This is a genomic window from Mesorhizobium sp. B2-7-1 (assembly GCF_006440735.1).
Classification (GTDB): Bacteria; Pseudomonadota; Alphaproteobacteria; order Rhizobiales; family Rhizobiaceae; genus Mesorhizobium.
On sequence record NZ_VFUA01000007.1, the window covers coordinates 44,178 to 69,429 of the forward strand.

Sequence of the window (25,252 nt, forward strand, 5' to 3'; positions counted from 1 at the left end):
TAGGCGCTATTGCTGCATTGCACAACAGACGATTGCGCTGCGGGAGAAATTCGCCGCTTTGCCGTCTTGCGTCTACACCCCGATGCCGCGGCCCTTCAGCACTGCAGTGATCTCGTCGAGGATCACAGGGTCGTCGATGGTCGCCGGCATCGTCCATGCCTCCTTGTCGGCGATCTTCTGCATCGTGCCGCGCAGGATCTTGCCGGAGCGGGTCTTGGGCAGCCGCTTGATCGTCACCACCGTCTTGAAGGCGGCGACCGGGCCGATGCGCTCGCGCACCAGCCCTACGACCTCGCCTTCGATCGCGCCGGTATCGCGCGACACGCCTGCATTGAGCACGACGAAGCCGAGCGGCACCTGGCCCTTCATGGCATCGGCAATGCCTATGACCGCGCATTCTGCGACATCGGGATGCGCCGCCAGCACCTCTTCCATGGCTCCGGTCGAGAGCCGGTGGCCGGCGACGTTGATGATGTCGTCGGTGCGGGCCATGACGTAGAGATAGCCGTCCTCGTCCATCATGCCGGCATCGGCCGTCTTGTAGTAACCGGGGAACTCTTCCAGGTAGGCCTGGCGGAAGCGGGCATCGGCATTCCACAGCGTCGGCAGGCAGCCGGCGGGCAGCGGCAGCTTGACCACGACATTGCCGAGCGTGCCGCGCGTCACCTCGTGGCCGGCATCGTCGAGGATGCGGATGTCGTAACCGGGCATCGGCACGCCGGGCGAGCCGTATTTCACCGGCAGCAGCCCCAGGCCCGCCGGATTGATCGTCATCGGCGAGCCGGTCTCGGTCTGCCACCAATGGTCGACAACCGGCCGGTCGAGCTTCTGCTCGGCCCATTTGATGGTTTCGGGGTCGGCGCGCTCGCCGGCCAGGAACAGCGTGCGGAACTTCGAAAGGTCGTATTTCGGCACGAACTCGCCCTTGGGGTCCTGGCCCTTGATGGCGCGGAACGCCGTCGGCGCGGTGAACAGCGCCACCACGCCATGCTGCGAGATCACCCGCCAGTAGGTGCCGGCGTCCGGCGTGCCGATCGGTTTGCCCTCGAACAGCACGCTGGTGCAGCCATGCAGAAGCGGCGCGTAGACGATGTAGGAATGGCCGACCACCCAGCCGACATCCGACGCAGCCCAGAACACTTCGCCGGGCTTGACGCCGAATTCGTTGTCCATGGTCCATTTCAGCGCGACCATGTGGCCGCCATTGTCGCGCACGATGCCTTTCGGCTGGCCGGTCGTGCCGGAGGTGTAGATGATGTAGAGCGGATCGGTGGCCAGCACCGGCACGCAGTCGACATTGGCGCCGGCGGCGCGCTCGCGGGCGACCGCATCGGCATAGTCGAAATCGTAATTGTCCTTCATCTCGCAGCGCAGCTGCTCGCGCTGCAGGATGAGGCAGGCGTCGGGCTTGTGCTTCGACACCTCGATCGCCTTGTCGAGCAAGGGCTTGTAGGCGACGACGCGTCCGGGCTCGAGCCCGCAGGAGGCGGTGATGATCAGCTTCGGCTTGGCGTCGTCGATGCGGGTAGCGAGCTCATGCGAGGCGAAGCCGCCGAACACCACCGAATGCACGGCGCCCAGCCTCGCGCAGGCGAGCATGGCGATGGCCGCTTCGGCCACCATCGGCATGTAGATGATGACGCGGTCGCCCTTGCCGATGCCGCGATGCCTGAGCACCGAGGCCAATGCGACGACCTCGCGCTTCAATTCGGCATAGGTGAATGTCCGGATCGTGCCGGTGATCGCGCTGTCATGGATCAGCGCCAGCTGGCCGGCGCGTCCGCCGGCGACATGGCGGTCGATTGCGTTGTAGCAGGTGTTGCAGGTGGCGCCGGTGAACCAGCGGCCGTAGACGCCTGCCGTCGGATCGAAGACCTTGTCGGCCGGCGTATACCAGTCGATCGCCTTCGCCGCCTCGGCCCAGAACCCTATGGGGTCGCGTTTCCAGCCCTCATAGACTTCGTGGTAGCGTGAAGCCATGTGGTCTTCCTCCCCAGGAACGTTTTGCTGCCTGGGAATAGCCTAAGTCGTTCTTGCCGGCCATGTCTTCCTGCATTTTGGTCGACATCGCCGCCAAACGGCTCCGTTCGGCGCCTGCCTGGAGACGTCGCCGTCACAATCCGCGATATCGGCTGGCTTAAAGCGGCAGCGCCGCCAACATCAACCCGACGCCGCCGGCGATCAGGATAGCCGCCGCAAGCGCCTTCCGATGGCGCTCGAACGCCGTCGGAGCCCGTTCCCAATTGTAACGCATACAGATCACTCCCCAAAGCCCGGCGGACTCATAGCTTACCTAAGGACAGGAAGGCAAGACCTCGCTAATATTCGCCCCGTGGCGGGCAGGGAGCCGGCCATCGCTTTCGGATGTGGAATCGAGGGAATTTCATGAAGCGGATTTATGAGAAGCCGGTGCTGACCAAACGCGGGAAGTTGTCGATTCTCGCGGCGGGCAATTCAAGCGGCCCGACGGGTCCGAGCGGCTGATAGGTCGCAACCCGCCTAGGTACCGTCACTCACGGCGATGGACAGCCTCGCGGTGCCGCGCTAATTGCTCTTGAGCGAAGGGAGCGGGCGGATGGCTGAAATCGGCTCTGAAACGGTGCTGCGGATGGCGGACGACGCGTCCGTGCAGCATGTCGGCGATGGCGCCGTCGTGCTTCTGGCCCGCAGCGGCCAGCTTTACACCTGCAACGACACGACCGAGGCTTTCCTAGGCAAGGTCGATGGTGCGCGCAACCTCGACCAGATCGTCGACCTGCTGTCGGACGAATTCGAGGTCGACAAGGCAACGCTCGACGAGGACATGACCGCATTGGCCGCCGAGCTGGTGGCCGAAGGCATCCTCGCCGACCCGGGCGCGTGATGGCCGACGGACCGGTCCTGCGCGTCCTGTTCCGCGTTCATTTGTGGTTCAGCGCCAGGCTGATGCCGGTGCTGGTCGGAAGGCGCGATTTCGAAAGCGTGTTGAAACTGGCGCCGTTGCAGTCGCCTGCGCCTTATCGCGACTTGCCCTGGACCTACATCGTGCAGCGCGTCAAACGAACGGTGCGGCGCCCCTGGTTGATGCGCGACCGCAGATGCCTTCGGGAAGGTCTGCTCGGTTTTCGCTTTCTGCGCATGGCCGGTCTCGACCCGGAGTTGCGTTTCGGCGTCGACGCCAAGTCGATGCAAGAACCCCGCCTGTCGGCGCATTGCTGGGTCTGCCTCGACGGCAAGCCGGTGGTCAGCGACAGCCAGCCCGGCATGGTGGAGATCTACCGCCACCCGGCCAGGACGAAGGCGACAGCCGCTTGAGCGACCAGACTTTCCGCTACGACCTCAACGGCCAGGTCATAGGCATCACCGCCGCGCGCGCCGATCTCTGGCCGAATTTCGACCTGATGCTCGGGACGTTGCGTGTGGAAGCAGCTGTCCAGCCCGGCTTTCGCATCGACATCGTCGAAACGCTCGAGTTGCAGGAGAATCCCCAAGGAAAGCTGGCTTTCGACGGCGAAGTGCCGCTGGACGGCCATTGCCGCATGATCGACGCCGGAAGCGTCTTCCATCTGGTTTTCCCAGGCCAGCAGACCGTGTCGATCCACGACGGCGAGGGCCGAGCCCAAATCCGTCTCCATCCGGACAGCAAGATCAAGTGGACTCTGCTGATGATGGTGCTGGATGCAGCGCTCGATGCCGACGGCCAGCATATGCTGCACACGGCCGGCCTGACGCTGCCGGACAGCGAGGCGCTCGTGCTGATCCACGCGCCGAGCGGCACCGGCAAGTCGACGACGTCGCTGGCGCTCGCCTCTCAGGGCTTCGGTCTCTGCTCGGACGACGTCATGATCCTGAAGACGACAGCCGATGGCATCACGGCCTGGGGCATGCCGCGCAAGGTGAAGGTCCATCGCCACACTGCCGCGATGCTGCCTTTCGTGTCGCCCTGCCTGGGGGAGACATGGGACGCCGAGGGCGAGCAATCCGTTTCGCTGGACCGCCTCGGCGAAATCATCCGCGTCGAGGATGTGCGCCCCAGACCCGTCGTTGCCCTCCTGCATCTTGCGCGTTCGGCGGACACCGAGACCCGGTTGCTGCCGATGGCCAGGACCGACGCCATGGTGGCGCTGGCCACGGACAATGTCAGGACCGGCATGACTGGCCTGCTGTCGGTGCAGAAAAGGCGGATGGCGGCGATTGCTGCGCTGGTCAAGAGGGTGCCGACCTTCACGCTGGAAATCGGGGCGAGGCCGGTCGAGGCGGCGGCGCTGATCCGCGCTGCGGTGCAGGGCTGAGGCGCGTCAGTCCTTCGCGCCGAAGCGCCTGATGTCGAAGGATCGTGGCTCTTGTCGAGCCGGATAACGCTTCGCCTTCCATCGCATCAACAGCCGGGAAAGCTTGTTGTAGGCCAGATGCACGACGCGCGCGTCGGCGCAATCGAACTCCACCAATCCCCATCGGAATTTCGCCGCTTCGCCGGTGGGCGGCCCCAGGCGACGGATCGGCTGAGCCAACCGAACCGGCTTTCCATTGATCAGGACACTGACCGGCACGCTCGACCCGACGATCCGGCACAGCCGCGCGACATGGTCGCCTGGCGATTGCCTGCCGACGATCAACGGACCGCGCTCGATACGCGCCCAGACATATGCCCCGTCAGGCTGGGGCGATCCGGCAAGCCTGCCACGGCAAAACTCAGGCGCAATATCCGCCGCGAGCACGGCCATCGCGTCGGCCACGGCCCGGTTCACCGTTGCGGCCGAGCGCCAGTCCTCCGCTGCAAAACCGACCTGTGCCAGGATATCGCCTTCATCGAAGCCGGACGTCATCCTGTGCAAGGTCATGCCGCCATGCGCGTCATGCATTTGGTCGATAGTTAGCCGGTGAATCGGATTCGGGCCGCGATAGTGCGGCAGAAGCGCGGGATGCAGGTTGAGGCCGCCTTTTGGAAACAGCTCCAGCGCGGTTTGCGGAATCAGCCTGCCGTAGCCGAAACAGATCAAGACATCGGCGCCAGGCGCGCTGAGCCGCGGCCCGAGCGTAGCCCAGTCATAGGGCGGGCTGAATTCGATCAGCGGGGGCACAGCGTGTCCGAGATGAGACCTCAACGCAAGCCTGCGCCGCAGGCGACGGCGCAGGACGCTGAAGCTGCGGCGTTTGGCGGTACGTGGGCCTGGCACCACCACAGCCGCAATCCTGTGGCCGTTATTTGCCCAACGCGCAAGCATCGGCCCGGTGACGGAAGAAACCTCGGTGACGAACACGGCCGAGAGCGGCTTCTCCATGCCGAGACTCAGGCTGGATACGGTCGCGGCCGCGCCAGCCTCTGCACCCAGCGGAAGGCATCGCGGCTGAGGCGCGAGCGCAGCTTTTCGCGGGTATTGACCCGAAGCAGCATGTTGCCGGTGATCAGCCATTTCGCCAACCGTATCGAGAGGTCCGGCTTGATGCGGTTGGCAAGCTCGATCGCGCGTGGCGCGCCGAAAAGGTGCCCGGTGACGTTGAGGACCGTGGCCAGCTCGAGCTCGATGCCGGTCATGCGGGCGGCCTCGAGCAGGCGCGCTTCCTCTTCCGGCGATTTCAGCGCCCGCACGCCTTGCAGCACATCCACGCAGAGCTGCAGCCGGTGGAATTTGTGGCCGCCGGCGGCATGGACGATGGCGATGGTGAGCAGTGAGGCCGGCGTGTCGGTCTCGCCGTCGTCGATTGTCTGCAGTTCCCGAAATCCGAGCGACAAGCGCCGGCGCATACCGGTGTCATGCACAAGATTGCCATGCAACTCGATCAGCAGGCTGGAGTTCTCTTTCTCCAGCCATTTGAACTCCTGCAATTCGTGCGACTCGGCCTCGTCGCTTCCAAGCTCGAAGCCGCATTCGCCGATCGTCCGGTTGGCCGCCTCGATGCTGGTAGGCTCGACGAGGATGTCGATGTCGGTGAAGGGACGGTCCGCGACCTGGCGATAGAGCTTGCGTGCGAACACCGGTCCCTTGACGATCCGGGCCGGCACGCCTTTCGCAGCCAGCGCTTTCATGATGCGGTCGCCGTGATACTGCAGCAACATCGACTGACCGGTTGCCATTGTCGCTCCGTCGCGCAATTCCGACAATTTCCGCTGCAGCGCTGCGTCCTGCGGCAGTCGGGCGTCGCCGATCTCCCGGAGTTTGCGCAGCATGATCGGCAGCACGCCGTGGAACTCCGCGTTGGCGAGCAGCGCCAGCAGGGTTTTGGCCGCAAGACCATTGCCAATGGCGGCCGATGCCTCGGGGTCGGCGAAGGTCAGCAGCAGTTTCTCATCGGCAGGCGCAAGAGAAGGCAGCATAGATCTGTCGGGGTTCGTTCCTGGAAGACAAATATGGCGGGCATGGTTGCAGAAAAGCATCAGGGATGCCAGCAGCGCGAGGGCAAAGCCCGCGCATGAATTGACAGTGCCAATAGCTTTGCCGCATCCTTACAATCTGAAGTCGGAGGCATGAAATGACCAAGAAGCCGTATCAAGCGCCGGTTTTGCGCAAGGCAGGCAGGCTGCCCACCGTGGTGGCCGCCTCGAAAACACCGGTCTAGCCCGGAATTCGCCGCTCAGCCTCGGCTGACGCCGGCTAAATTCCCCAGCGCAGCGCCGCCGTATGCACCGGCGCGTCCCATAGCGCCGCGGTATCGTCGTCGAGCATCGTCAGCGTGATCGAGCATCCGGCCATGTCGAGCGAGGTCACGTAAGACCCGACCAGCGAGCGGACAACCACCACCCCCTGTTTCTCGAACATTTTGCGGGCGCTGTTGTACATCAGATAGAGCTCCATCGACGGCGTGCCGCCGAAGCCGTTGACGAGCAGCAGCGCCGGCCCTTTGGCGCGGTCGCCGAGATCACCGGCGATTGCCGCGCAGACCTCCTCGGCGATGGCATCGGCGCTTTTCAACGTGTCGCGTCGCCGGCCGGGTTCGCCATGGATGCCGACGCCGAACTCCATCTGGCCGTCGCCGATCTCGAAGGTCGGCTTGCCGGCGGCGGGCACCGTACCGCTGGTCAGCGCCACGCCCATCGAGCGTGTCGCGGCGTTGACGCGCTCGCCCAGCGCCTTGAGCGCGGGCAGCGCCATGCCTTGCTCGGCCGCGGCGCCGACGATCTTTTCCACCACCAGCGTGCCGGCCACGCCGCGCCGCCCGGTCGTGTAGGACGAGTTCTCGACCGCGACGTCGTCATTGGTCACCACTTGCAGCACGCCGTCCGCCATCTCGGCCGCCATGTCGAAGTTCATCACATCGCCTTCGTAGTTCTTGACGATGAACAGGCAGCCGGCGCCGGTGTCGACGGCCTGCACGGCCGCCAGCATCTGATCCGGCGTTGGCGAGGTGAACACCTGGCCGGGGCAGGCGGCGTCCAGCATGCCATGGCCGACGAAGCCGCCATGCAGCGGCTCGTGGCCGGAGCCGCCGCCGGAGATCAGCGCCACCTTGCCGGGCTTCAGCGCTATGCGGCGGATGAATTTGTGGTCGTCGCCCAGCACGAGGATATCGGCATGAGCGGCCGCAAAGCCATCGAGGCTTTCAGCCAGGACCGTGTCCACCGAATTGATGAATTTCTTCATGGCAGTCCTCCCATGCTCCCGCTCTAGCCGCTGCCCTTGCCGGCGATGCTGGTTATTTTCTGGATGAATTCGTTGATCGCCCGGTCGAGCGCGGCGTTCTGCCTATCGTCGCCGAAATCCGGCACGATGAGCGAGACATGGCGTGTCCTGCGCGGACCGGAGGTCGCGGGCACCTTGCCGGGATGCGCCTGGTGATAGGCGGCCATGAACTGGTCGCGCTCGGCCTGGCTGAAATGGCAGACGGAAAAGATGGACGGCAGATGCTTTGACGGGATCGGGATCGAATAGGCCGGGCTGGAAATCTGCGTGACGAAGCTGCGGTGCTTGCCGAGCGCATCGGCCAGGCGTTGCCGCATGCCCGACGGGCGCTGGTCGATGACCTGCGACAGGATCGTCTTATAGGCGCGGATCGCCTCTTCCGAGCCGGCTTCCGGTATCTTCTCGGTCCCGGCCATGACGCGTTCTATACCGGAACGTCCGCAATGGCCGCCTTGGCCATGGCGAGTTGCGCGGGGGCGACCGACAGGTCGCGCAGGCCGGCCTCAAGCAGCGCCGGGATGGCTGCCGGATCGCCGCCTGCGTCACCGCACAGGCTGACGGGGATTCCCTTGTCGCGCCCGAAGGCGGCGACGGCTGCGATCAGCCGCAGCACCGCCGGGTGACGGACGGTGTTCAGATGCGCCACGGCCGCATTGTCCCGCGCGGCCGCCATCACATATTGCGTCAGGTCGTTGGAGCCGATCGAGAAGAAGGCGACATCGGCGAAGGCCTCGGGCGCCAGCGCCACCGACGGCACCTCGACCATGATGCCGAGCGGCGGCAGCTTGCGCGCGACGCCCTGCGCCGCAAGTGCTGCCTGTTCTTCGGCGAACAGCGCCGCGGCTTGGCTGTATTCATCGGATGTGGCGATCATCGGAAACATCACCTTCAGATTGCCGTGGATGGCGGCGCGCAGCAATGCCCGGATCTGCACGCGGAAGATATCGCGACGCTTGAGCGAAAGCCTTATGCCGCGCAGGCCGAGGAACGGGTTGGTCTCCTCGACGGTGAAACCCGGCGACGGCTTGTCGCCGCCGGCATCGACGGTGCGGATCGTCACGGGCTTGTCGCCGGCCCATTCCAGCACCTTGCGGTAGGCACGGTACTGCGTCTCCTCGTCAGGCAATGTCTTGCCGAACAGGAATTCGGTCCGCATCAGGCCGACGCCGTCGCAGGTCGCGATATCGATGCCGTCGACGTCGGAAGGGTAGGCGATGTTGACCTGGACGCGCACCGCTGTGCCGGCCTTGGTCACCGCCGGCTCCGTCAGGAATGGTTTTGCCGCGCCCTGGCGGTCGGCGAAGGCGGCGGCCGATTGCCGGAACGCTTCGATCTCGGCCGGCGACGGCGAGAAGACGATCCCGCCGCGTTCGGCATCGAGCAGCGCGTCGCCGGTGACCGGTCGGGCCGTGGCGCCCAGACCGACGACCATCGGCACGCCGCGCGAGCGCGCCAGCATGGCGACATGGCTGGCGGTGCTGCCACGCTCGAGCGCGATGCCGCCGCCTGTGCTCCAGTCGGTCTCGAGGAAGCGCGTGGGCGCGATGTCCTGGCCACAGAGAATCGCGCCCGGGGGCGCCGCGGCTTCGCTGTCCTCGCTCAGCGCCCGCAGCACCTGGTCGCGAATATCGCGCAGGTCCGCCGCGCGGGCGCGAAAATAGTCCTGGTCCGATGCTTCGTAGCCGGCGATCTCGCTGTCGAGCGCCGCGCGCCAGGCGGCGTCCGCCGGCTGCCCGGAACCGATCGCCGCGATGGCCGGACCGCTCAGCGCGTCGTCCTCCAGCATGGCGATGTGGAATTCGAGGATGCCGGCGGCGTCGCCATCGGCGGTTTCGATCAACGCAGCCAGCCGGCCGACGGCCTTGCCGATCGCCCCTTCCAGCGCGGCTCTTTCCTCGGTCGCGTTTGTTTTGCCTTGATAGGCGGCCGGCGGCTGGTCCAGGTCGAACAGCGGGCCTTCGGCGTAGCCGGGAGAGGCGGGAATACCGTCAACCCGCATGGCTCGCTTTCCTTGCGGGCCTGTGGGCATGCGGATCCGTCTCAAGCGGACCGGGCATGATCCGCGTCCTCGTCGAAGTCGCGCTGCACCAGATCGACCAGCGCCTTGACCGCCTGCGCAGCACCGTCGCCCTTGGCGCGGATATGCAGCAGGGTGCCCTTCGGCGCCTTGGCCGCCATCACCTTGACGATGCTCTTGGCGTCGAGCCAGGGGCCGTTTGCCGCCACCGCCACCTCCACCTCGGCCGCGAACGTCTTGGCGAGCTTGGTGAACTTCACCGAAGGGCGCGCATGCAAGCCCACCGCGTGGGTGATCAGGACGGTTGCTTCGGCGGATGCTGACATTCAGTCGGTTCCCGTTCGTTCACGACGGCGACAATTCATGCGCCGTCGCCACCACTTCCTTGAGCGAGGCGCCGCCGGAGGATTCGGTTGCCGCCATCACCGCGCCTTCGACGATCGGCGCGTTGCAGACGACTATTCTGTGCGAGCGCGGCTCGCCGATCATCTCGACCGCCATCTCCGAGTTGGTCTCGGCACCGCCAAGATCGACCAGGATGGCGACGCCCGCTTCCGACCAGGCCTTGTCGATCGCGCCCATGATCGCCTCGACGCTGGTGCCGAGCCCGCCTTGGCCGTTTCCGCCGCACCATGCAAGCGGCACTTCGTCGCCTACCATCTGGCGCACCATGTCGGCCGTGCCCTCGGCGACCAAAGGCGAATGCGACACGATGACGATACCGACATTGCTCATCAAATACCCTCTATCGCTTCCGCGACTGCGCGCACCAGAAGCGCGGTCGAGCGCGCTCCGGCGTCCATATGCCCGATCGAGCGCTCTCCCAGGAAGGAGGCGCGCCCGCGCAGGGCCTTCATCGGCACCGTGGCCTCCGCAGCCCTGTCGGCTGCATCGACGATCTCGGTAGCCGTCTTGCCTTGCGCCAGCGCCTCATACACCGGCCGCAGCACGTCGAGCATGGTTTTTTGGCCAACTTGCGATTTACCCCGCGCGGCGACCGCCTCGATCGCCTTGCCCAGCGCCACGGCCAGCCCGTTTCGATCGGGTGCAACCGGCAGGTCCTTGCCGAGCGCCATGAACAACGTGCCGAACAGAGGCCCGGAGGCGCCGCCCACGGTCATCACCAGTTTGGTTCCCACCGCTTTCAGCGCCTCGGGCAGCGGCTTCGCCGAGAAGGCGTCCGCCTCGGCGCGCACGGCCTCGAAGCCGCGCTTCATGTTCAGCCCGTGGTCGCCGTCGCCGATCGCCTGGTCGAGCGCGGTCAATTCCTCGGCATGCGCCGCGATCGTATCGGCCGCCGCCGCGATCAGTCGGGAGAAATCGAATGCGGCCATTGTCCGTCCTTCATGCCGGGGCGAACAGTACTGCCACGGCAGTGAAGACCTCGGCGACCGCGAAGGCGCCGGGGTCAGCAACGTCGAGCTGCCTGCCGATATAGGCGGAACGGCCGGCCTTGGCCTTGCGCATGGCGGCGGTTGCTTCGGCGCCTTGTCGCGCCGCTTTGGCGGCCGCTTCCGGTCCGGCCACGTCGAAGGCTTTCAGCGCCGGCTCCAGCGCATCGACCATGGTGCGGTCGCCGATCTTGGCGCCGCCGTAGAAGGTCATCCGGTCGAGCCCGGCGAGCAAAGCCTTGCTGAGCGACGCGCCGCTGCCGAGCGACTGCGACGCGGCGGTGAAGAAGATCGACAACAGCACGCCGCTGGAGCCGCCCATCGATGTGCCCAGCGTATCGCCGACCGCGGCGGCGGTCGCGGCGCGATCGGCAAGCGGCAGCGTCTCGATGCGCCCGAGGATGCTGCGCGCCCCCGTCGCCACGGTCGAGCCGGTGTCGCCATCGCCTGCCTTGGCGTCGAGCGCGTTGAGCGGCTCTTCGAGCGAGATCAGCTTCTGGCAGACGGCTCTTATCAGTCGCTCGGCGGCCGCATCGGGGCTAGAGGGCTTGGTCGTTGCGCCGGCAGCGGGCCTTGCCATCGACACGACGACGGGCGCGCGAACCGGCTTCGCCGGCAACCAGGCATGCGGGCCGACCGGAGCCAACAGCGCCGCCTCGCGTTTCGCATCCAGCTTGAGCAGTGACAGCGAGAACCCGTTCATGTTGAGCGCCGTCATCAGATGCCCGGGGCCGATCGTCAGTGCCACGGCCTTCGCCAACGGCGAGGCGAGCACCGCGTTGGCGATCAAGGACATTTCGAGCGGCGGCACCGAGCCGAGATTGTTGATCAGCAAGGCATAGCGGCTGCCAGAATCGAGCCGCGCGGCGAGGCGCTCCGCCATGATGGCGACGAATGCGCCGGCGCTCTGCAGCGCGATGCGCTCGACGCCTGGCTCGCCATGGATGCCGAGGCCGAGCTCGCCATCCTCCGCGCCGAAGCGATCCTCATGCGCCTGCCCGGGGATCGAGCAGGAGGACAGCGAGATGCCGAGCGAAAATATGTCCTTGGCCGCCGCGCGCGCCGCGGCCGCGACCGCCGCCAGGTCCTGGCCGCTTTCGGAAAGGTGACCGGCGATCTTGTGGACGAACAGCGTGCCGGCGACGCCGCGCGGCTGCGCGATGTCGGGCAGCGCGATGTCGTCGCCGACGATCACCATCTCGACCGCAAGGCCTTCGGCGCGCGCCTTTTCGGCGGCGAGGCCGAAATTGAGCCGGTCGCCGGTGTAGTTCTTGACGACCAGCAGGCAGCCGGCCGGGCCGGTCGTGGCGCGGATCGCCGCCAGCACCGCTTCGACGCTCGGCGAGGCGAAGATCTCGCCCGAGACTGCCGCCGTCAGCATGCCGGCGCCGACGAAGCCGGCATGCGAGGGTTCATGCCCGGCGCCGCCGCCTGAAACCACGGCCACCTTCGTCTTGTCCCAGTCGGCGCGCAGCACGACCTTGATCTCGGGATAGCCGTCGAGGCGGGCGAGCGCGCCCGACCCCGCCGTGGCGAGAAAGCCGTCGAGCGCCTCGGTGACGATCGTGTCCTTGCGGTTGAAAAAGTGCTTCATGGATTTCGTCCAGTCCGTATCTGCGTCGTCAATCAGTGCGAATATTGGGCGCGAGGCGGCTACATCAGTCCCCGCTACATCAATCTTTGCCCGTCCGAGCCGAAATAGAGCGGCGCGATGTAGCGGATCGTCACCTTGTCCCCCTTTGCGAGCGGCGTGTCGGGATCGGTCAGCGTCACCAGCTTCTTCGCCCCCACCGTCACATGCAGGTGGTTCTGGTCGCCGAGATGCTCGACCCAGTCGACGACGCCGTCAGCATGCCCGTTCGCCGCCTTCTCGATCGCGAGGTGCTCGGTGCGGGCGCCGATCGTCGCCGTGCCGGTCGGCGTGCCGCCATCGGGCAGCAGCCCGGCCGGCAGAAGGTTGATTGCCGGCTGGCCGAGGCGCGCCGCGACATGCAGGTTTGCCGGCTCCGAATAGATCGCGCGCGGCGTGCCGATCTGCACCAGCACCCCGTCGGCGAGGATGCCGATGCGGTCGGCCATGGTCATAGCCTCGATCTGGTCATGCGTGACATAGAGCATGGTGGCGCCGAGCTCGGACTGGATGCGCTTCAACTCGAGCCTGAGATCGGCGCGCAGCTTGGCGTCGAGCGACGACAGCGGCTCGTCCATCAGGTAGATCGCGGGCTTCCTCACCAGCGCGCGGCCGATGGCGACGCGCTGCATCTCACCACCCGACAGTTTTGTCGAACGGTTGTCGAGCTTGTGGTCGATGCGCACCATGCGCGCGACCTCCTCCACGCGGCGGCGCACCGCCTCCTCCGGAAAGCGCCGCGCCGGCGAGCGCAGCGGGAAGGCTAGGTTGTCGAACACCGAAAGATGCGGGTAGAGCGAATATTGCTGGAAGACGAAGGCGGTGTCGCGCTCGGCCGGCGACAGCGTCGTCGCGTCATGGCCGCCGATCTTGATCGTGCCGCGGTCCGGCCGCTCCAGCCCCGCGACCAGCCTCAGAGTCGTCGTCTTGCCGGCGCCAGTCGGTCCGAGCAGCACGACGAACTCGCCGTCCTTGATCGCGAGGTCGAGATCGTCGATCGCGACGGTGTCGCCGAAGCTTTTGGTCACGCCCTGGATATGGACATCAGCCATGGCGCGCCTCCGCTGCCTGATCATGCATGACGGTCCTGACCGCGCGGCCGGAACCCTTCTCGAACAGCGACAGCCGCGCGCTGCTCAGCGCCAGCCCGACCTGTTCGCCGGGATTGAGAGGGATGCCCGCCGGCACGCGCGCTTTGATGATGCCGTCGGCCGTCTCGACCGCGACGATCTGCGTGGTGCCGAGATATTCGGTGCCATAGATCGCGCCGCGCAGCTTCGAGCCGTCGTCGAAGCGGATGTGCTCGGGCCGGATGCCCAGCGCCATGTCGGCGGGCGCGATATCTTCGCGCACCTCCGGCACCGCCACCTTGGCGCCCTGCACGACGATCTCCTTCGCGCCCCTGGCGAGCCCGCCGCCGAACTTCAGGAAATTCATCGGCGGCGAGCCGATGAAATCGGCGACGAACATGGTCGCCGGCCGGTCGTAGATCTCGCGCGGCGTGCCGAACTGTTCGATGACGCCATGGTTCATCACAGCAATCTTGTCGGCCATCGACATCGCTTCCATCTGGTCGTGCGTGACATAGACCGTCGTGGCGTGGATGCGGTTGTGCAACTCGCGCAGCTCATGCACCATCAGATCGCGGAACTCGGTATCGAGCGTGCCGAGCGGCTCATCCATGAGAAAACATTTCGGCCGCCGCACGATGGCGCGGCCGAGCGCGACGCGCTGGCGGTCGCCGCCGGCAAGGCCGGAGACGGATTTGTTCAGCAAATGGTCAATACGCAAGAGCTTCGCCGTCTCCTCGACACGGCTGCGGATCTCGGCCGCCGGCATGCCCTGCGCCAGCAGCGGGAAGCCGATATTCTTGCGCACGTTCATATGCGGATAGAGCGCGAAGAGCTGGAAGACGAAGGCGATGTCGCGCTCGCGTGCCCGGCGCATGGTGACGTCCTCGCCGCCGAGCAGGATCTTGCCGCCGGTCGGCAACTCGAGGCCGGCGATCATGCGAAGCGTGGTCGTCTTGCCGCAGCCGGACGGCCCGAGCATGACGAAGAACTCGCCATCCTCGACGACGAAGTTGGAATCCTGCACGGCAACGAATGCGCCGAAGGCCTTCCTCAGGTTCTGAACACGGATCTCGGCCATCGTTACTCCGGGAATTTCGAGACGATGATGAACATCACCGTGCCGGCAAGCATGGTGACGAAGGAATAGGTGTAGAGCGACAGCGCGAAGGGCTGGAACAGCATCAGGAAGCCGATCGCGATGATCGCCGTCGCGATGTTTTCCATGAGGCCGCGCCTTGCCCAGACAGGCCAGCGCGATTTGCGTTTTGCAGGCTGTATCGTGCTCATTTGCGCACCGCGCCGAAAGTTATGCCGCGCAGCAATTGCTTGCGGAGCAGGATGGTGAAGACGAGGATCGGCACCAGGAAGATCGTCGTGCCCGCGGCCACCGCCGGCCAGTCCTGGCCGCCCTCGCCGATGATGGTCGGGATGAAGGGCGGCGCGGTCTGCGCCGTGCCGGAGGTCAGCAGCGCGGCGAACGCATATTCGTTCCAGGCGAAGATCAGGCAGAAGATCGCGGTCGCGGCGATGCCGGTCGTCGCCTGCGGCAGCACCGTGCGCCAGAAGGCCTGCAGCCGCGTGTAGCCGTCGATCATCGCGGCCTCTTCGTACTCGCGCGGGATTTCGTCGATGAAGCCCTTGAGTAGCCAGACCGCCAGCGAGACGTTGACCGCGGTGTAGAGCAGGATCATGCCGAGCGCCGTGTCGGAGAGGCCGAGCTCGCGATACATCAGATAGATCGGGATCGCTACGGCGATCGGCGGCATGAAGCGCGTCGACAGGATGAAGAACAGAAGGTCGTCGGCCAAAGGCACCTTGAAGCGCGAGAAGCCATAGGCCGAGAGCGTGCCGAGGAACACCGCGCAGAAGGTCGAGCCGAAGGCGATGATCAGCGAGTTGACGAAGCGCGGCAGGAAGTTCGACGGCCCGGCGATGACCATGTTGCGCTTGCGCACCGTCTCGTCGCAGAAGCCGGTCGGCGGCCCCAGCGCGTTGATGTACTCCGGCGTCTGCCGGGTGCGGGTCGTGAACAGGTTGCAATAGCCCTCGATGCTCGGCTGGAAGACGATCTTCGGCGGATAGGCGATCGAATCCGGCGGCGTCTTGAAGCTGGTGGCGAAGATCCACAACAGCGGCACGATCGAGATCAGCGCATAGGCGATGATGATCGTGCCGGCGATCAGCTTCGCGTTCGACGACGGTGCTACGACGGAATGGGCGGTGGTCAGGCTCATCTCTGCTTCACCTTGTTGAGCGCCTTGACGTAGATGTTGGCGAGGCCGAACACCGCGACGAACAGGATGATGGCGAAGGCCGAGGAATAGCCGGTGCGCCAGCTTTCGAAGGCCTGCCGCTTCAGCGTGATCGAGGCGACCTCGGTGGTCGAGCCTGGCCCGCCGCCGGTCAAGAGGTTGACCATGTCGAACATCTTGAAGTTCTCGATGCCGCGAAACAGCACCGCGAGCATGATGAAGGGCAGCGCCATCGGCAGCGTGATCGACCAGAACTGCCGCCAGTTGGAGGCGCGGTCGACCTCGGCCGCCTCATAGATGTATTCGGGAATGGAGCGCAGGCCGGCAAGGCAGATCAGCATGACGTAGGGCGTCCACATCCATGTGTCGACGATGATGATCGACCACGGCGCCAGCTCGACATTGGACAGCATCTGCACATTCGTCGGCGGAATGCCGGTGACGAAGGAGACGACATAGGAAAACAGCCCGATCTGCGGCTCGTAGAGGAAGCGCCAGAAATTGCCGACCACCGCCGGCGACAGCATCATCGGCACCAGGATGATGGTGGTCCAGAAGGCGTGGCCGCGGAATTTGCGGTCGATCAGCCAGGCCAGCGTGAAGCCGATCACCGTCTGCAAGAGGATCGTCCAGAACACGAAATGCGCGGTGGTCTGCATGGCGATCCAGATGTCCTGATCGCCAAGGATACGCTTGTAGTTTGCGAGCCCCAGGTTCTTCACCACCTCGTTGGGCCGGTTGGCGCGGTAGTTGGTGAACGACAGATAGATCGCCCAGAACAGCGGGAAGATGTTGATGGCAAGCAGCAAAAGGATCGTCGGCGAGATGAACAGCCAGGCGAGGCCCTTGTCGCTGATGCCCCGGATCTTCTTGGCCAACGGCTCCGGGGTCGCCCGGGCAGCGTTGTCCGCAGTCCGATTGAGCATGGTCAGTCCTGCTTCGGTCACGGTAGGTCTCGATGATGGAATTTATCTGAACTGCGTCCCGTGCCAAGGGCGGCACGGGACGCTTCGGTCCGGCTCGGGAGGAGCCTTACATCTTGGCCCGGTTACATCTTGCCGTCGTCCTGGAAGACCTGGGTCCAGTCCTTGACGAGGCCGTCGAGCGCGTCCTTGGGCGAGCCCTGGCCGGCCACGACATAGTCATGGAAGCGCTTCTGCGAAGCCTGCAGCAGCGGTGCGTAGCTCGGTTCGGCCCAGAAGTCCTTCACGATGGCCATCGAGTCGAGGAAAGCCTGCGCGTAGGGCTGACTGGACGGGAACTTCGGGTCCTTGACGACTGAGTTCAGGCAGGAATAGCCGCCGAGCGACCACCACTTGGCCTGCACGTCCTTGTTGGCGAACCACTTGATGTATTTCAGCGCCGATTCCTGCTTGTCGGAATAGGAAACCACTGAAATGCCCTGGCCGCCGAGCTGCGCGAACTGGTCGCCGTCGGGACCTTTCGGATTGACGAAATAGCCGATCTTGTCACCGCCGACATTCTCGTCCTTCTGCAGGCCGGGCCAGGTGAAGGCGAAGTTCATATGCATCGCCACCTGTCCGGATTTGAAGGCGTCGACGCCTTCGCCCATGTAGCTGTTGGAGGCGCCGGGCGGCGTGCAGCAGTCATAGAGCGCCTTGTAGAACTCCAGCCCCTTCACCGATTTCTCGGAATTGACGAAGCCTTCCATCTCGTAGGGCTTCTTGGGGTTTTCATACTGGAAGCCATAGCTGTAGAGCACGTCCATGGCGCCCATGGTGATGCCTTCCGAGCCGCGCTCGGTATAGATCGAGGCGCCATAGACCGTCTTGCCGTCGATCTGCCGCTTCTGGAAGAATTCGGCGATCTGCTTCAGCTGGTCGAAAGTGGTCGGCGGGGCGAGGTCCCAGCCATATTTCTCCTTGAATTCCTTCTGCAGCTCGGGCCGCGAGAACCAGTCCTTGCGATAGGTCCAGCCGACAACGTCGCCCATGGCCGGCAGCGCCCAGTAGTTCGGCGTATTCTTCGGCCATTCCGAATAGCCGACCACGGTCGCCGGCACGAAGTCGTCCATGCTGATCTTCTCCTTGTCGAAGAAGTCGTTCAGCTTGACGTAGTGGCCGTTCTCTGCGGCGCCGCCGATCCACTGGCTGTCGCCGATGATCAGGTCGCAGAGCTTGCCATGCGAGTTGAGCTCGTTGAGGAAGCGGTCGGCGTAATTGGTCCACGGCACGAACTCGAACTTCATGCCGATGCCGGTTTCCTTGGTGAAGTCCTTGGACAGTTCCACGAGCGCGTTGGCCGGATCCCAGGCCGCCCAGCACAGCGTCAGGTCTTCCGCATGCGCGACGTTCGAGACGGCTGTCGACGCAAAGATCGCCGAGGCCAGTCCCAACGCCAGTTTCAAGGTCGATTTCATGCCTTACCTCCCATTTGCGAAACGCGTCCGGATGACGGCTTCAAGAGCCCTCAACCCTCGCTCCTCCGAGGGCCCAAACATGGTGCGCCAAGCGCTGCCAATGTTTAGTAATTTGTTTAGTAGTGCCATTTTTACTAAACAAGGCAAGCGAATTCGTTGCTGCGCCGCAGCATGGCGAAAACGGGTGATTGAAATCGTTGGGAAATGATTTCCGGACGCTGCGGCCTGCCGCCGTCAGCCGGCCGGGTTGGCAGGGCTCGGGCTTGCCGTCACCGGCCGGACCGGCGGCGCTGGCGGCAGCAATGCGCGTATGTCGGCGAAGGGAAAGGTCGGCTCGAAGCGGAAGGCTTCCGCCAGCGCGCCGGAAACGCCGTTGCACTGGCCGGCGCGAAACTCGTTCTGAAGGCGCGCCCTGTGCACATAATGCTCCGGACCCTGCGACTGGTGCGCGCGGATCGCCTTCGCCTTGATCTCCCAATGATGCGAAATCTCGACATAATGCGTCGGCGAAAAGCCGGTGCCGCCGAGCGTGTCGGCATGCAGCACCGGAACGGCGAAGGATGCGGCGATGCGCACGCCGTCGGACAGGGCGCGATGGTCGCCGTGATAGTCGTAGGGCGCATGGGTGATCGCCAGGTCGGGTTTCACTTCGCCGATCAGCGCCTTCAGCATCGAAATCAACGCCGCATCGGCGACGAGTTCTCCGTCGGGAAAGTCGAGGAAGCGCGGCTCGACGCCGAGCAGGCCTGCCGCCTTGGTCGCTTCCTGGCGTCGCAAGCGGGCAAGCGCCTTCGGATCGCCCTTGCCGCCCTTGGCACCATCGGTGGCTATCGCAAAATTGAGCTCTGCGCCTTGCGCTGCATAGGCGGCCAGCGTACCGAACATGAATATCTCGATATCGTCGGGATGTGCCCCCAGCGCCAGTATCCTCATGTCTTCTCTCCCGGAAATGGTATGCCGAACGGAATCCTGCTCGCCCTTCTCGCTTACGCAAACTATTCGTTCAGCGACGCCGTCATCAAGGGTCTGGGCGGGCAGTTCACCGTCTTCGAGATCGGCTTCTTCGTAACCTTGTTTGCCGGCTGTTTCCTGTTCTTCACCCGGCCGAAGGAGGAGCGCTGGCGCGATTTCTGGCGCACCAGGCGGCCCTGGGCCGTACAGGCCCGCGCCTGGGCGGGTATCGTGTCGGGCGTGCTCAGCGTCTATGCCTTCACCACCATTCCGCTGGCGGAAGTCTACGCCCTGCTCTTTCTGGCCCCGTTGCTCGTCACCGTGCTTTCGACCGTCATCCTGAAGGAGAAGGTCGGTCCATGGCGGTGGCTGGCAGTGGTCGCCGGCTTTGTCGGCGTCATGCTGGTGGTGCGGCCGGGCTTCCGCGAGCTGCATCTCGGCCATCTCGCCGCCTTTGCCAACGCGTTTGTCGCGGCAACCATCGTCATCCTGATGCGCTCTCTCGCCCAGCAGGAGAAGCGCACCACCATGTTGGGCACGCTGATCGGCTGCGGCCTGTTGTTCAACGGCGTCGGCGCGGCCGCGACGTCGTTTTCGCTTCCCAATCTGTGGCAACTGGGCTGGCTGGTCCTGGGCGGTCTGTTCACCGCCGGCGGTCAATTGCTGCATCTCCTGGCGGCCAAATACGCTCCGGCCAACCGCATCGCGCCGACGCATTATTCGCAGATTGTCTGGGCGGTCATCCTCGGCGCGATGTTCTTCAAGGAATACCCCGACGCCATGACGCTGGTCGGCCTTGTCGTCGTCGGCGCTTCCGGCCTGCTCACCATGGTGCGCGAGGAAGTGCGGCTTGGCACGGTGCGCTGGAACCCGTTCACGCGCACCCGGCTTTGAGTTGCGCAGCGGTCGCGACCGCTGATATGCGGGCGCCATGACGACGAAACCCTTGCCGGACCTTCCGGTCGCAGCCGTGCTGCCGGCGCTTGCCGAGGCACTTGCCGGGCGCAGCAGCGCCGTGCTGGTGGCACCGCCCGGTGCTGGCAAGACGACGCTGGTGCCGCTGGCGCTGCTCGACGCGCCGTGGCTCGGGCCGGGCCGGATCGTGCTGCTCGAGCCACGTCGGCTCGCCGCCCGCGCCGCCGCCCGCCGCATGGCCGAGCTGCTGGATGAGGAACCAGGCGGCACGGTCGGCTACGCCATGCGCATGGAGAACCGAACCTCGGCGCGGACAAAGATCCTGGTCGTCACCGAAGGCGTGCTCTCGCGCATGGTCCTCGACGACCCGGAGCTGCCAGGCGTTTCGGCGGTGATCTTCGACGAATTCCACGAGCGTTCGCTGGATGGCGATTTCGGCCTGGCGCTGGCGCTCGACGTGCAGGGCGCGCTCAGGCCGGACCTGCGTCTGCTGGTCATGTCGGCGACGCTCGACGGCGCCCGCGTGGCGAAGCTTTTGTCGGATGCGCCGGTGATCGAAAGCGAGGGCCGCGCCTTTCCGGTCGAGATCCGCCATGACGAGCGGCCGGCCGGCATCGCGATCGAGGATGCCATGGCCAAGGCCGTGCGTGCGGCGTTGGCCGGCGAGCAGGGCAGCGTGCTCGCCTTCCTGCCCGGACAGCGCGAGATCGAGCGCACCGCCGAGCGGCTTCAGGGCAATGTCGCCGCCGATACCGACATCGTTCCGCTCTCCGGTCAGCTCGACAACCGGGCGCAGGACCAGGCGATCAAACCGGCGCCGGCCGGCCGCCGCAAGGTGGTTCTGGCAACCTCGATCGCCGAGACCTCGATCACCATCGACGGCGTGCGCGTCGTCATCGATTCCGGCCTGTCGCGGCTGCCACGCTATGAGCCGGCGAGCGGCCTGACCAGGCTCGAGACGGTGCGCGTCAGCAAGGCTTCGGCCGACCAGCGCGCCGGCCGCGCCGGCCGCACGCAAGCCGGCGTGGCGGTTCGCCTGTGGCGGGCCGAGCAGACGGCGTCGCTCCCTGCCTTCACGCCGCCGGAGATCCTCGAGGCGGATCTTTCCGGCCTGCTGCTCGACTGCGCCGCTTTCGGGGTGGCCGATCCGTCGAGCCTTTCCTTCCTCGATCCGCCGCCGGCGCCGGCGCTCAACGAGGCGAGGGTCCTGCTCAAGGCGCTGCATGCCATCGACGATGCCGGCAGGCTGACCGGGGCGGGCGCCGCCATGCGCAAATTGGCGCTGCCGGTGCGGCTGGCGCATATGGTCGCCGAGGCCGCGAAGACCGGTCATGCGCGGGAAGCGGCCTTGCTCGCCGTGCTTTTGACAGAGCGTGGATTAGGCGGCGACAGCGCCGACCTGGAGCGGCGCCTGATCCGGTTTCGCGGCGAGAAATCCCCCCGCGCCAACGCCGCCAGGCAGCTCGCCGAGCGGTTGGCCAGGCAGGGCGGCGGCGGCCAGGGCAGCGAGGCGGCAGCCGCCGGCTCGCTCCTCATCCATGCCTGGCCGGATCGGGTCGCCAGGGCGCGCGGCGAGCGCGGCCGCTTCGTGCTCGCCAACGGGTCGGGCGCCATGGTCGATGCCGCCGATCCGCTGGCCAACGAAACCTGGCTCGTCGTCGCCGACCTGCAGGGCAAGGCGCAGAACGCCCGCATCACCGCCGCCGCGCCGGTTGAAGAAGCCGATATCCGCGCCGCCCTTGCCGAGCGCATCGAGACGAAGCGCGAGGCGGGCTTCGACCGCGAGCGCCGTGCCGTGCGCATGCGCGAGACCGCCAGGCTCGGCGCCATCACGCTTTCCGAGCGCATGCTGCCGGCGCCATCCGGCGCCGATGCCGACCGCGCCATGATAGATGCCGTGCGCGAGCACGGCCTGTCGCTGCTCGACTGGGGCAAGGAGGCGGAAACGCTCCGCCAGCGGCTTGGCTGGCTGCACAGTGGCCTCGGCGCGCCCTGGCCCGATGTTTCGGATGAAGCGCTTGTCGAGGGTCTCGACGATTGGCTCCTGCCGTTTCTCGCCGGCGACGCCTCTTTCGCCGCCATCAAGCCGGCGACGCTGTCGTCGGCGCTGATGGCCTTGGTCCCGCACGACCTGCAGCGCAAGGTCGACGCGCTGGCGCCGACCCATTTCGACGCGCCGTCGGGCAGCCACGTGCCGATCCGCTATGACGGCGAATGGCCGGTGCTGGCGGTCCGTGTGCAGGAGCTGTTCGGCCTCGACGGCCATCCGGCGATCGCCAACGGCACCGTGCCGCTGACGTTGGAATTGCTGTCGCCGGCGCACCGGCCGATCCAGACGACACGCGACCTCCCCGGCTTCTGGCGCGGCTCCTGGGCGGACGTGCGCGCCGACATGCGCGGCCGCTACCCAAAACATGTCTGGCCGGAAAATCCGCTCCAGGCGGCCGCCACCAGTCGCGCCAAGCCGCGCGGGACGTAGTGTCGGGGCGGACCGCAAACCTTTGCGATTGGCGCAAACGCCCGTTCCTTCGTCGTCCACGGGCGGAGCAAGGAGCGAAGCGACGCGCGTAGAACCCGAGGATCCATTCCGTGACGTTGAGGCGGCGCCGCGGTTCAGAATTCTGTTCCGCTGCATTCTACGCTCAAGGTAACGGAATGGATCCCCGGGTCTGCGCTCCGCTTCGCGTCGCTCCGCCCGTGGATGACGAAGTCGCGAGGGCCTCGGCCAATCTCGAATGGTTATGATGAAACACCCGCTGCCAACGGGTCGGGTCGCCTTTACAGGGCTACTAGCGCTTACCCTCCCGCGGTTATAATCGTAAGTCGATGATCAACATCCTGCGCGCGCCCGATTCCCAGCAAAGCCAGCGGTTGCGGCTCAACACGCTGATCCGCCTTCGCTGGCTGGCCATCGTCGGCCAGAGCCTGACCGTGCTGGTCGTCGCCTATGGCCTGAAGTTCCCGTTGCCGGTGTCGATGTGCTTTGCGCTGATCGCCTGCTCGGCCTGGATGAATCTGTGGCTCACCTTCCGCTATCCGGCGGCGCATCGGCTCACCCCGCTTTCGGCCTTCGCGATCCTCACTTTCGACGGCATCCAGCTCACCGGCCTGCTCTACATGACCGGCGGCCTCACCAACCCGTTTTCGGTGCTGCTATCGGTCCCGGTCGTCATCTCGGCCGCTTCGCTGCCGCTGCGCATGACCGCGGTGCTTGGCGCGCTGGTCATGATGGCCGCCACGCTGCTGGTGTTCTTCCACCTGCCGCTGCCCTGGTACGAGGAGGCGCCGCTGCCGATGCCGTTCATCTATGTCGCCGGCATGTGGATGGCTGTCTTCGCCTCGATCGCCTTCACCGCCATCTATGCTTTCCGCGTCGCGGCCGAAGCGCGCCTGCTCGCCAACGCGCTGGCCGCCACCGAGCTGGTGCTGCAGCGCGAGCAGCATCTGTCGGCGCTGGACGGGCTGGCGGCGGCCGCCGCGCATGAACTCGGCACGCCCCTGGCAACCATCACCGTCGTCGCCAAGGAGATGGAAAAGGCGCTCGGCAAGGACCCTAAATACGGCGAGGACGTGAAGCTCCTGCGCTCGCAAAGCGAGCGTTGCCGCGAGATTCTCAAGCGGCTGACCAGCCTTTCCTCGGAAGGCGAGGCGCATATGTCGCGCATGCCGCTCACCTCGCTCGTCGAGGAGGTGACGGCGCCGCATCGCGATTTCGGCATCTCGATCCGGCTGCGGCCCGGCGAACGCATCGGCCCCGAGCCGGTCGGCCAGCGGAGCCCCGGCGTCATCTACGGGCTCGGCAACCTGGTCGAGAACGCCGTCGATTTCGCCCGCAAGTCCGTCACCGTCAGCTGGAGCTGGGACAATGAGGCGGTCATCTTCTCGATCACCGATGACGGGCCGGGCTTTCCGGCCGAGATCATCGACCGCATCGGCGAGCCCTATATGTCGACGCGCCAGGGCACCGAGGCGGGCGGCGGGCTGGGGCTAGGGCTGTTCATCGCCAAGACCCTGCTGGAACGGTCGGGCGCCACCATCGATTTCCGTAATTCGAGCGGGCTCGGCGAAGGCGCGGTGGTGCAGATCGCCTGGCCGCGCGGCGTCTTCCTTAACCAGGACCAGGCCTCCACCATGTTCGACAATGCCTAGAGCAATTCCAGGAAAAGTGCGTAGCGGTTGGGCTCGGCGACTTCGCCGTAGCTTTCCGTCCGGAATTGCGAAACGGTGAACCATGCCTTGCATTTACTGCATGGCAGCTCTGTTGCGGGCTCTAAAAATTGGACATTGCTGTTGCGGAATTGTATCTGCGTAAAAGTGAGGCATGTCGCCTAAAACTGTGCAGCCGCGTTTGGCGAGACGGCATGCCTGGAAACAAGGACTTAAGGCGCATTCGGTAGAATTCGTTTTGATGCGAAGGTGCTCTTGGTCAGTAGGATGTCGATAAGATGAGCGGAGACGAAACGACGGGCGCAATGGTCGAGGGCGAGGATACCTCGCTGCTCATCGTCGAGGACGACAAGCCGTTCCTCACCCGGCTTGCCCGGGCCATGGAAACCCGGGGTTTCGTGGTCGAGACGGCGGAGAGCGTGGAAGAGGCGGTCGCCAAGGCGCGCGCCCATCCGCCGGCCTATGCGGTGGTCGACATGCGGCTCGGCGACGGCAACGGCCTCGATGTCGTGGCCGCCATCCGCGAGAAGCGCAACGACGCCCGCGCCATCATCCTGACCGGCTACGGCAACATCGCCACCGCGGTGACGGCGGTGAAGCTCGGCGCCGTCGACTACCTGTCCAAGCCCGCCGATGCCGACGACGTCTTCGCCGCGCTTACCCGCACCTCCGGCGAGCGTGCCGCGCCGCCGGAAAACCCGATGTCGGCCGACCGCGTGCGCTGGGAGCACATCCAGCGTGTCTACGAAATGTGCGACCGCAACGTTTCCGAGACGGCCAGGCGATTGAACATGCACCGCCGCACGCTGCAGCGGATCCTCGCAAAGCGGGCGCCGCGGTAGGCAGACATTCGTCATCCTCGGGTCTCCGCGGTCGCT

Annotated in this window: 24 protein-coding genes; 7 read left to right on the top strand and 17 right to left on the bottom strand. The window is 65.7% G+C overall.

The annotated features are described in order from the left end of the window. Positions 1-72: 72 nt before the first annotated feature. A complete protein-coding gene (locus tag FJ471_RS04760) occupies positions 73-1,980 on the bottom strand; it encodes a propionyl-CoA synthetase (RefSeq protein ID WP_140802011.1) in 1,908 nt (635 codons plus the stop codon). A gap of 595 nt (positions 1,981-2,575) precedes the next feature. Here FJ471_RS04760 and FJ471_RS04770 point away from each other — a divergent pair. From FJ471_RS04770 to FJ471_RS04780, 3 genes are read left to right on the top strand one after another with little or no spacing between them, the layout of a single operon-like run. Further along, positions 2,576-2,863, top strand: coding sequence for a PqqD family protein (locus tag FJ471_RS04770; protein WP_140802013.1), 288 nt, complete (start codon positions 2,576-2,578; stop codon positions 2,861-2,863). Then, the gene (locus FJ471_RS04775; protein ID WP_140802014.1) at positions 2,863-3,294 is read left to right on the top strand and encodes a lasso peptide biosynthesis B2 protein; all 432 of its coding nucleotides are present in this window, start codon (positions 2,863-2,865) and stop codon (positions 3,292-3,294) included. The genes FJ471_RS04770 and FJ471_RS04775 overlap by 1 nt, the downstream gene beginning before the upstream one ends. After that, entirely contained in the window at positions 3,291-4,271 is a 981-nt protein-coding gene (locus FJ471_RS04780) for a serine kinase (protein ID WP_140802015.1), read from the top strand. Before FJ471_RS04775 ends, FJ471_RS04780 begins: the two co-directional genes overlap by 4 nt. A 6-nt stretch (positions 4,272-4,277) precedes the next feature. On the opposite strand, the gene FJ471_RS04785 is transcribed toward FJ471_RS04780, so the two are convergent. From FJ471_RS04785 to FJ471_RS04860, 16 genes are all read right to left on the bottom strand, one after another. After that, a complete protein-coding gene (locus FJ471_RS04785) occupies positions 4,278-5,261 on the bottom strand; it encodes a formyltransferase family protein (protein ID WP_181179168.1) in 984 nt (327 codons plus the stop codon). Positions 5,262-5,269: 8 nt separating this feature from the next. After that, positions 5,270-6,295 (bottom strand): nucleotidyltransferase family protein, encoded by a 1,026-nt coding sequence (locus FJ471_RS04790; RefSeq protein ID WP_140802017.1) that lies wholly within the window; start codon positions 6,293-6,295, stop codon positions 5,270-5,272. A 277-nt stretch (positions 6,296-6,572) separates the two neighbouring features. Then, complete coding sequence (dhaK, locus tag FJ471_RS04795; RefSeq protein ID WP_140802018.1) at positions 6,573-7,559, bottom strand: dihydroxyacetone kinase subunit DhaK; 987 nt, start codon at positions 7,557-7,559, stop codon at positions 6,573-6,575. A gap of 23 nt (positions 7,560-7,582) precedes the next feature. Continuing rightward, entirely contained in the window at positions 7,583-8,014 is a 432-nt protein-coding gene (locus tag FJ471_RS04800; RefSeq protein ID WP_140802019.1) for a hypothetical protein, read from the bottom strand. Between the two features lie 8 nt (positions 8,015-8,022). Continuing rightward, complete coding sequence (gene ptsP, locus FJ471_RS04805) at positions 8,023-9,597, bottom strand: phosphoenolpyruvate--protein phosphotransferase (RefSeq protein WP_140802020.1); 1,575 nt, start codon at positions 9,595-9,597, stop codon at positions 8,023-8,025. A 41-nt stretch (positions 9,598-9,638) separates the two neighbouring features. Continuing rightward, a complete protein-coding gene (locus FJ471_RS04810; protein ID WP_140802021.1) occupies positions 9,639-9,941 on the bottom strand; it encodes an HPr family phosphocarrier protein in 303 nt (100 codons plus the stop codon). Between the two features lie 19 nt (positions 9,942-9,960). After that, on the bottom strand, positions 9,961-10,350 hold the full coding sequence (gene dhaM / locus FJ471_RS04815; RefSeq protein ID WP_140802022.1) for a dihydroxyacetone kinase phosphoryl donor subunit DhaM: 390 nt from the start codon (positions 10,348-10,350) through the stop codon (positions 9,961-9,963). Further along, on the bottom strand, positions 10,350-10,949 hold the full coding sequence (dhaL, locus tag FJ471_RS04820) for a dihydroxyacetone kinase subunit DhaL (protein ID WP_140802023.1): 600 nt from the start codon (positions 10,947-10,949) through the stop codon (positions 10,350-10,352). The genes dhaM and dhaL overlap by 1 nt, the downstream gene beginning before the upstream one ends. Positions 10,950-10,959: 10 nt before the next feature. Then, complete coding sequence (locus FJ471_RS04825; protein WP_140802024.1) at positions 10,960-12,600, bottom strand: dihydroxyacetone kinase subunit DhaK; 1,641 nt, start codon at positions 12,598-12,600, stop codon at positions 10,960-10,962. Between the two features lie 74 nt (positions 12,601-12,674). Continuing rightward, entirely contained in the window at positions 12,675-13,688 is a 1,014-nt protein-coding gene (locus tag FJ471_RS04830) for an ABC transporter ATP-binding protein (protein WP_140802025.1), read from the bottom strand. Continuing rightward, the gene (locus FJ471_RS04835; protein WP_140802026.1) at positions 13,681-14,787 is read right to left on the bottom strand and encodes an ABC transporter ATP-binding protein; all 1,107 of its coding nucleotides are present in this window, start codon (positions 14,785-14,787) and stop codon (positions 13,681-13,683) included. The genes FJ471_RS04830 and FJ471_RS04835 overlap by 8 nt, the downstream gene beginning before the upstream one ends. 2 nt (positions 14,788-14,789) lie before the next feature. Beyond that, positions 14,790-14,996 (bottom strand): hypothetical protein, encoded by a 207-nt coding sequence (locus tag FJ471_RS04840; protein ID WP_140802027.1) that lies wholly within the window; start codon positions 14,994-14,996, stop codon positions 14,790-14,792. Beyond that, complete coding sequence (locus tag FJ471_RS04845; RefSeq protein ID WP_140802028.1) at positions 14,993-15,943, bottom strand: carbohydrate ABC transporter permease; 951 nt, start codon at positions 15,941-15,943, stop codon at positions 14,993-14,995. Before FJ471_RS04845 ends, FJ471_RS04840 begins: the two co-directional genes overlap by 4 nt. Further along, positions 15,940-16,887 carry a sugar ABC transporter permease gene (locus FJ471_RS04850; protein WP_140802084.1) on the bottom strand — a complete coding sequence of 316 codons (948 nt, stop codon included), beginning with the start codon at positions 16,885-16,887 and terminating at the stop codon, positions 15,940-15,942. Before FJ471_RS04850 ends, FJ471_RS04845 begins: the two co-directional genes overlap by 4 nt. Before the next feature lie 122 nt (positions 16,888-17,009). After that, a complete protein-coding gene (locus FJ471_RS04855) occupies positions 17,010-18,341 on the bottom strand; it encodes an ABC transporter substrate-binding protein (protein ID WP_140802029.1) in 1,332 nt (443 codons plus the stop codon). Between the two features lie 234 nt (positions 18,342-18,575). Then, positions 18,576-19,274, bottom strand: a complete 699-nt coding sequence (locus FJ471_RS04860) for a PIG-L deacetylase family protein (protein WP_140802030.1) — start codon at positions 19,272-19,274, stop codon at positions 18,576-18,578. Between the two features lie 21 nt (positions 19,275-19,295). Here FJ471_RS04860 and FJ471_RS04865 point away from each other — a divergent pair, with 21 nt between their 5' ends. From FJ471_RS04865 to FJ471_RS04880, 4 genes are all read left to right on the top strand, one after another. Continuing rightward, entirely contained in the window at positions 19,296-20,186 is an 891-nt protein-coding gene (locus tag FJ471_RS04865) for a DMT family transporter (RefSeq protein ID WP_140802031.1), read from the top strand. Between the two features lie 37 nt (positions 20,187-20,223). Next, entirely contained in the window at positions 20,224-22,686 is a 2,463-nt protein-coding gene (hrpB, locus tag FJ471_RS04870) for an ATP-dependent helicase HrpB (protein WP_140802032.1), read from the top strand. A 347-nt stretch (positions 22,687-23,033) separates the two neighbouring features. Beyond that, positions 23,034-24,356, top strand: a complete 1,323-nt coding sequence (locus tag FJ471_RS04875; protein ID WP_140802033.1) for an ActS/PrrB/RegB family redox-sensitive histidine kinase — start codon at positions 23,034-23,036, stop codon at positions 24,354-24,356. Between the two features lie 296 nt (positions 24,357-24,652). Then, positions 24,653-25,216 (top strand): ActR/PrrA/RegA family redox response regulator transcription factor, encoded by a 564-nt coding sequence (locus FJ471_RS04880; protein ID WP_140802034.1) that lies wholly within the window; start codon positions 24,653-24,655, stop codon positions 25,214-25,216. The last annotated feature ends 36 nt before the right edge of the window (positions 25,217-25,252 follow it).

What these genes read in the sequence shown, in the direction of transcription:
- ptsP (WP_140802020.1), bottom strand. Translation starts at nt 9,597, where the DNA reads ATGCGGGTTGACGGTATTCCCGCCTCTCCCGGCTACGCCGAAGGCCCG.
- FJ471_RS04865 (WP_140802031.1), top strand. Translation starts at nt 19,296, where the DNA reads ATGCCGAACGGAATCCTGCTCGCCCTTCTCGCTTACGCAAACTATTCG.
- FJ471_RS04830 (WP_140802025.1), bottom strand. Translation starts at nt 13,688, where the DNA reads ATGGCTGATGTCCATATCCAGGGCGTGACCAAAAGCTTCGGCGACACC.
- FJ471_RS04785 (WP_181179168.1), bottom strand. Translation starts at nt 5,261, where the DNA reads ATGGAGAAGCCGCTCTCGGCCGTGTTCGTCACCGAGGTTTCTTCCGTC.
- dhaL (WP_140802023.1), bottom strand. Translation starts at nt 10,949, where the DNA reads ATGGCCGCATTCGATTTCTCCCGACTGATCGCGGCGGCGGCCGATACG.
- FJ471_RS04840 (WP_140802027.1), bottom strand. Translation starts at nt 14,996, where the DNA reads ATGAGCACGATACAGCCTGCAAAACGCAAATCGCGCTGGCCTGTCTGG.
- dhaK (WP_140802018.1), bottom strand. Translation starts at nt 7,559, where the DNA reads ATGAAGAAATTCATCAATTCGGTGGACACGGTCCTGGCTGAAAGCCTC.
- FJ471_RS04875 (WP_140802033.1), top strand. Translation starts at nt 23,034, where the DNA reads ATGATCAACATCCTGCGCGCGCCCGATTCCCAGCAAAGCCAGCGGTTG.
- FJ471_RS04810 (WP_140802021.1), bottom strand. Translation starts at nt 9,941, where the DNA reads ATGTCAGCATCCGCCGAAGCAACCGTCCTGATCACCCACGCGGTGGGC.
- hrpB (WP_140802032.1), top strand. Translation starts at nt 20,224, where the DNA reads ATGACGACGAAACCCTTGCCGGACCTTCCGGTCGCAGCCGTGCTGCCG.
- FJ471_RS04825 (WP_140802024.1), bottom strand. Translation starts at nt 12,600, where the DNA reads ATGAAGCACTTTTTCAACCGCAAGGACACGATCGTCACCGAGGCGCTC.
- FJ471_RS04790 (WP_140802017.1), bottom strand. Translation starts at nt 6,295, where the DNA reads ATGCTGCCTTCTCTTGCGCCTGCCGATGAGAAACTGCTGCTGACCTTC.
- FJ471_RS04775 (WP_140802014.1), top strand. Translation starts at nt 2,863, where the DNA reads ATGGCCGACGGACCGGTCCTGCGCGTCCTGTTCCGCGTTCATTTGTGG.
- FJ471_RS04850 (WP_140802084.1), bottom strand. Translation starts at nt 16,887, where the DNA reads ATGCTCAATCGGACTGCGGACAACGCTGCCCGGGCGACCCCGGAGCCG.
- FJ471_RS04770 (WP_140802013.1), top strand. Translation starts at nt 2,576, where the DNA reads ATGGCTGAAATCGGCTCTGAAACGGTGCTGCGGATGGCGGACGACGCG.
- FJ471_RS04845 (WP_140802028.1), bottom strand. Translation starts at nt 15,943, where the DNA reads ATGAGCCTGACCACCGCCCATTCCGTCGTAGCACCGTCGTCGAACGCG.
- FJ471_RS04835 (WP_140802026.1), bottom strand. Translation starts at nt 14,787, where the DNA reads ATGGCCGAGATCCGTGTTCAGAACCTGAGGAAGGCCTTCGGCGCATTC.
- FJ471_RS04880 (WP_140802034.1), top strand. Translation starts at nt 24,653, where the DNA reads ATGAGCGGAGACGAAACGACGGGCGCAATGGTCGAGGGCGAGGATACC.
- FJ471_RS04855 (WP_140802029.1), bottom strand. Translation starts at nt 18,341, where the DNA reads ATGAAATCGACCTTGAAACTGGCGTTGGGACTGGCCTCGGCGATCTTT.
- dhaM (WP_140802022.1), bottom strand. Translation starts at nt 10,350, where the DNA reads ATGAGCAATGTCGGTATCGTCATCGTGTCGCATTCGCCTTTGGTCGCC.
- FJ471_RS04760 (WP_140802011.1), bottom strand. Translation starts at nt 1,980, where the DNA reads ATGGCTTCACGCTACCACGAAGTCTATGAGGGCTGGAAACGCGACCCC.
- FJ471_RS04800 (WP_140802019.1), bottom strand. Translation starts at nt 8,014, where the DNA reads ATGGCCGGGACCGAGAAGATACCGGAAGCCGGCTCGGAAGAGGCGATC.
- FJ471_RS04860 (WP_140802030.1), bottom strand. Translation starts at nt 19,274, where the DNA reads ATGAGGATACTGGCGCTGGGGGCACATCCCGACGATATCGAGATATTC.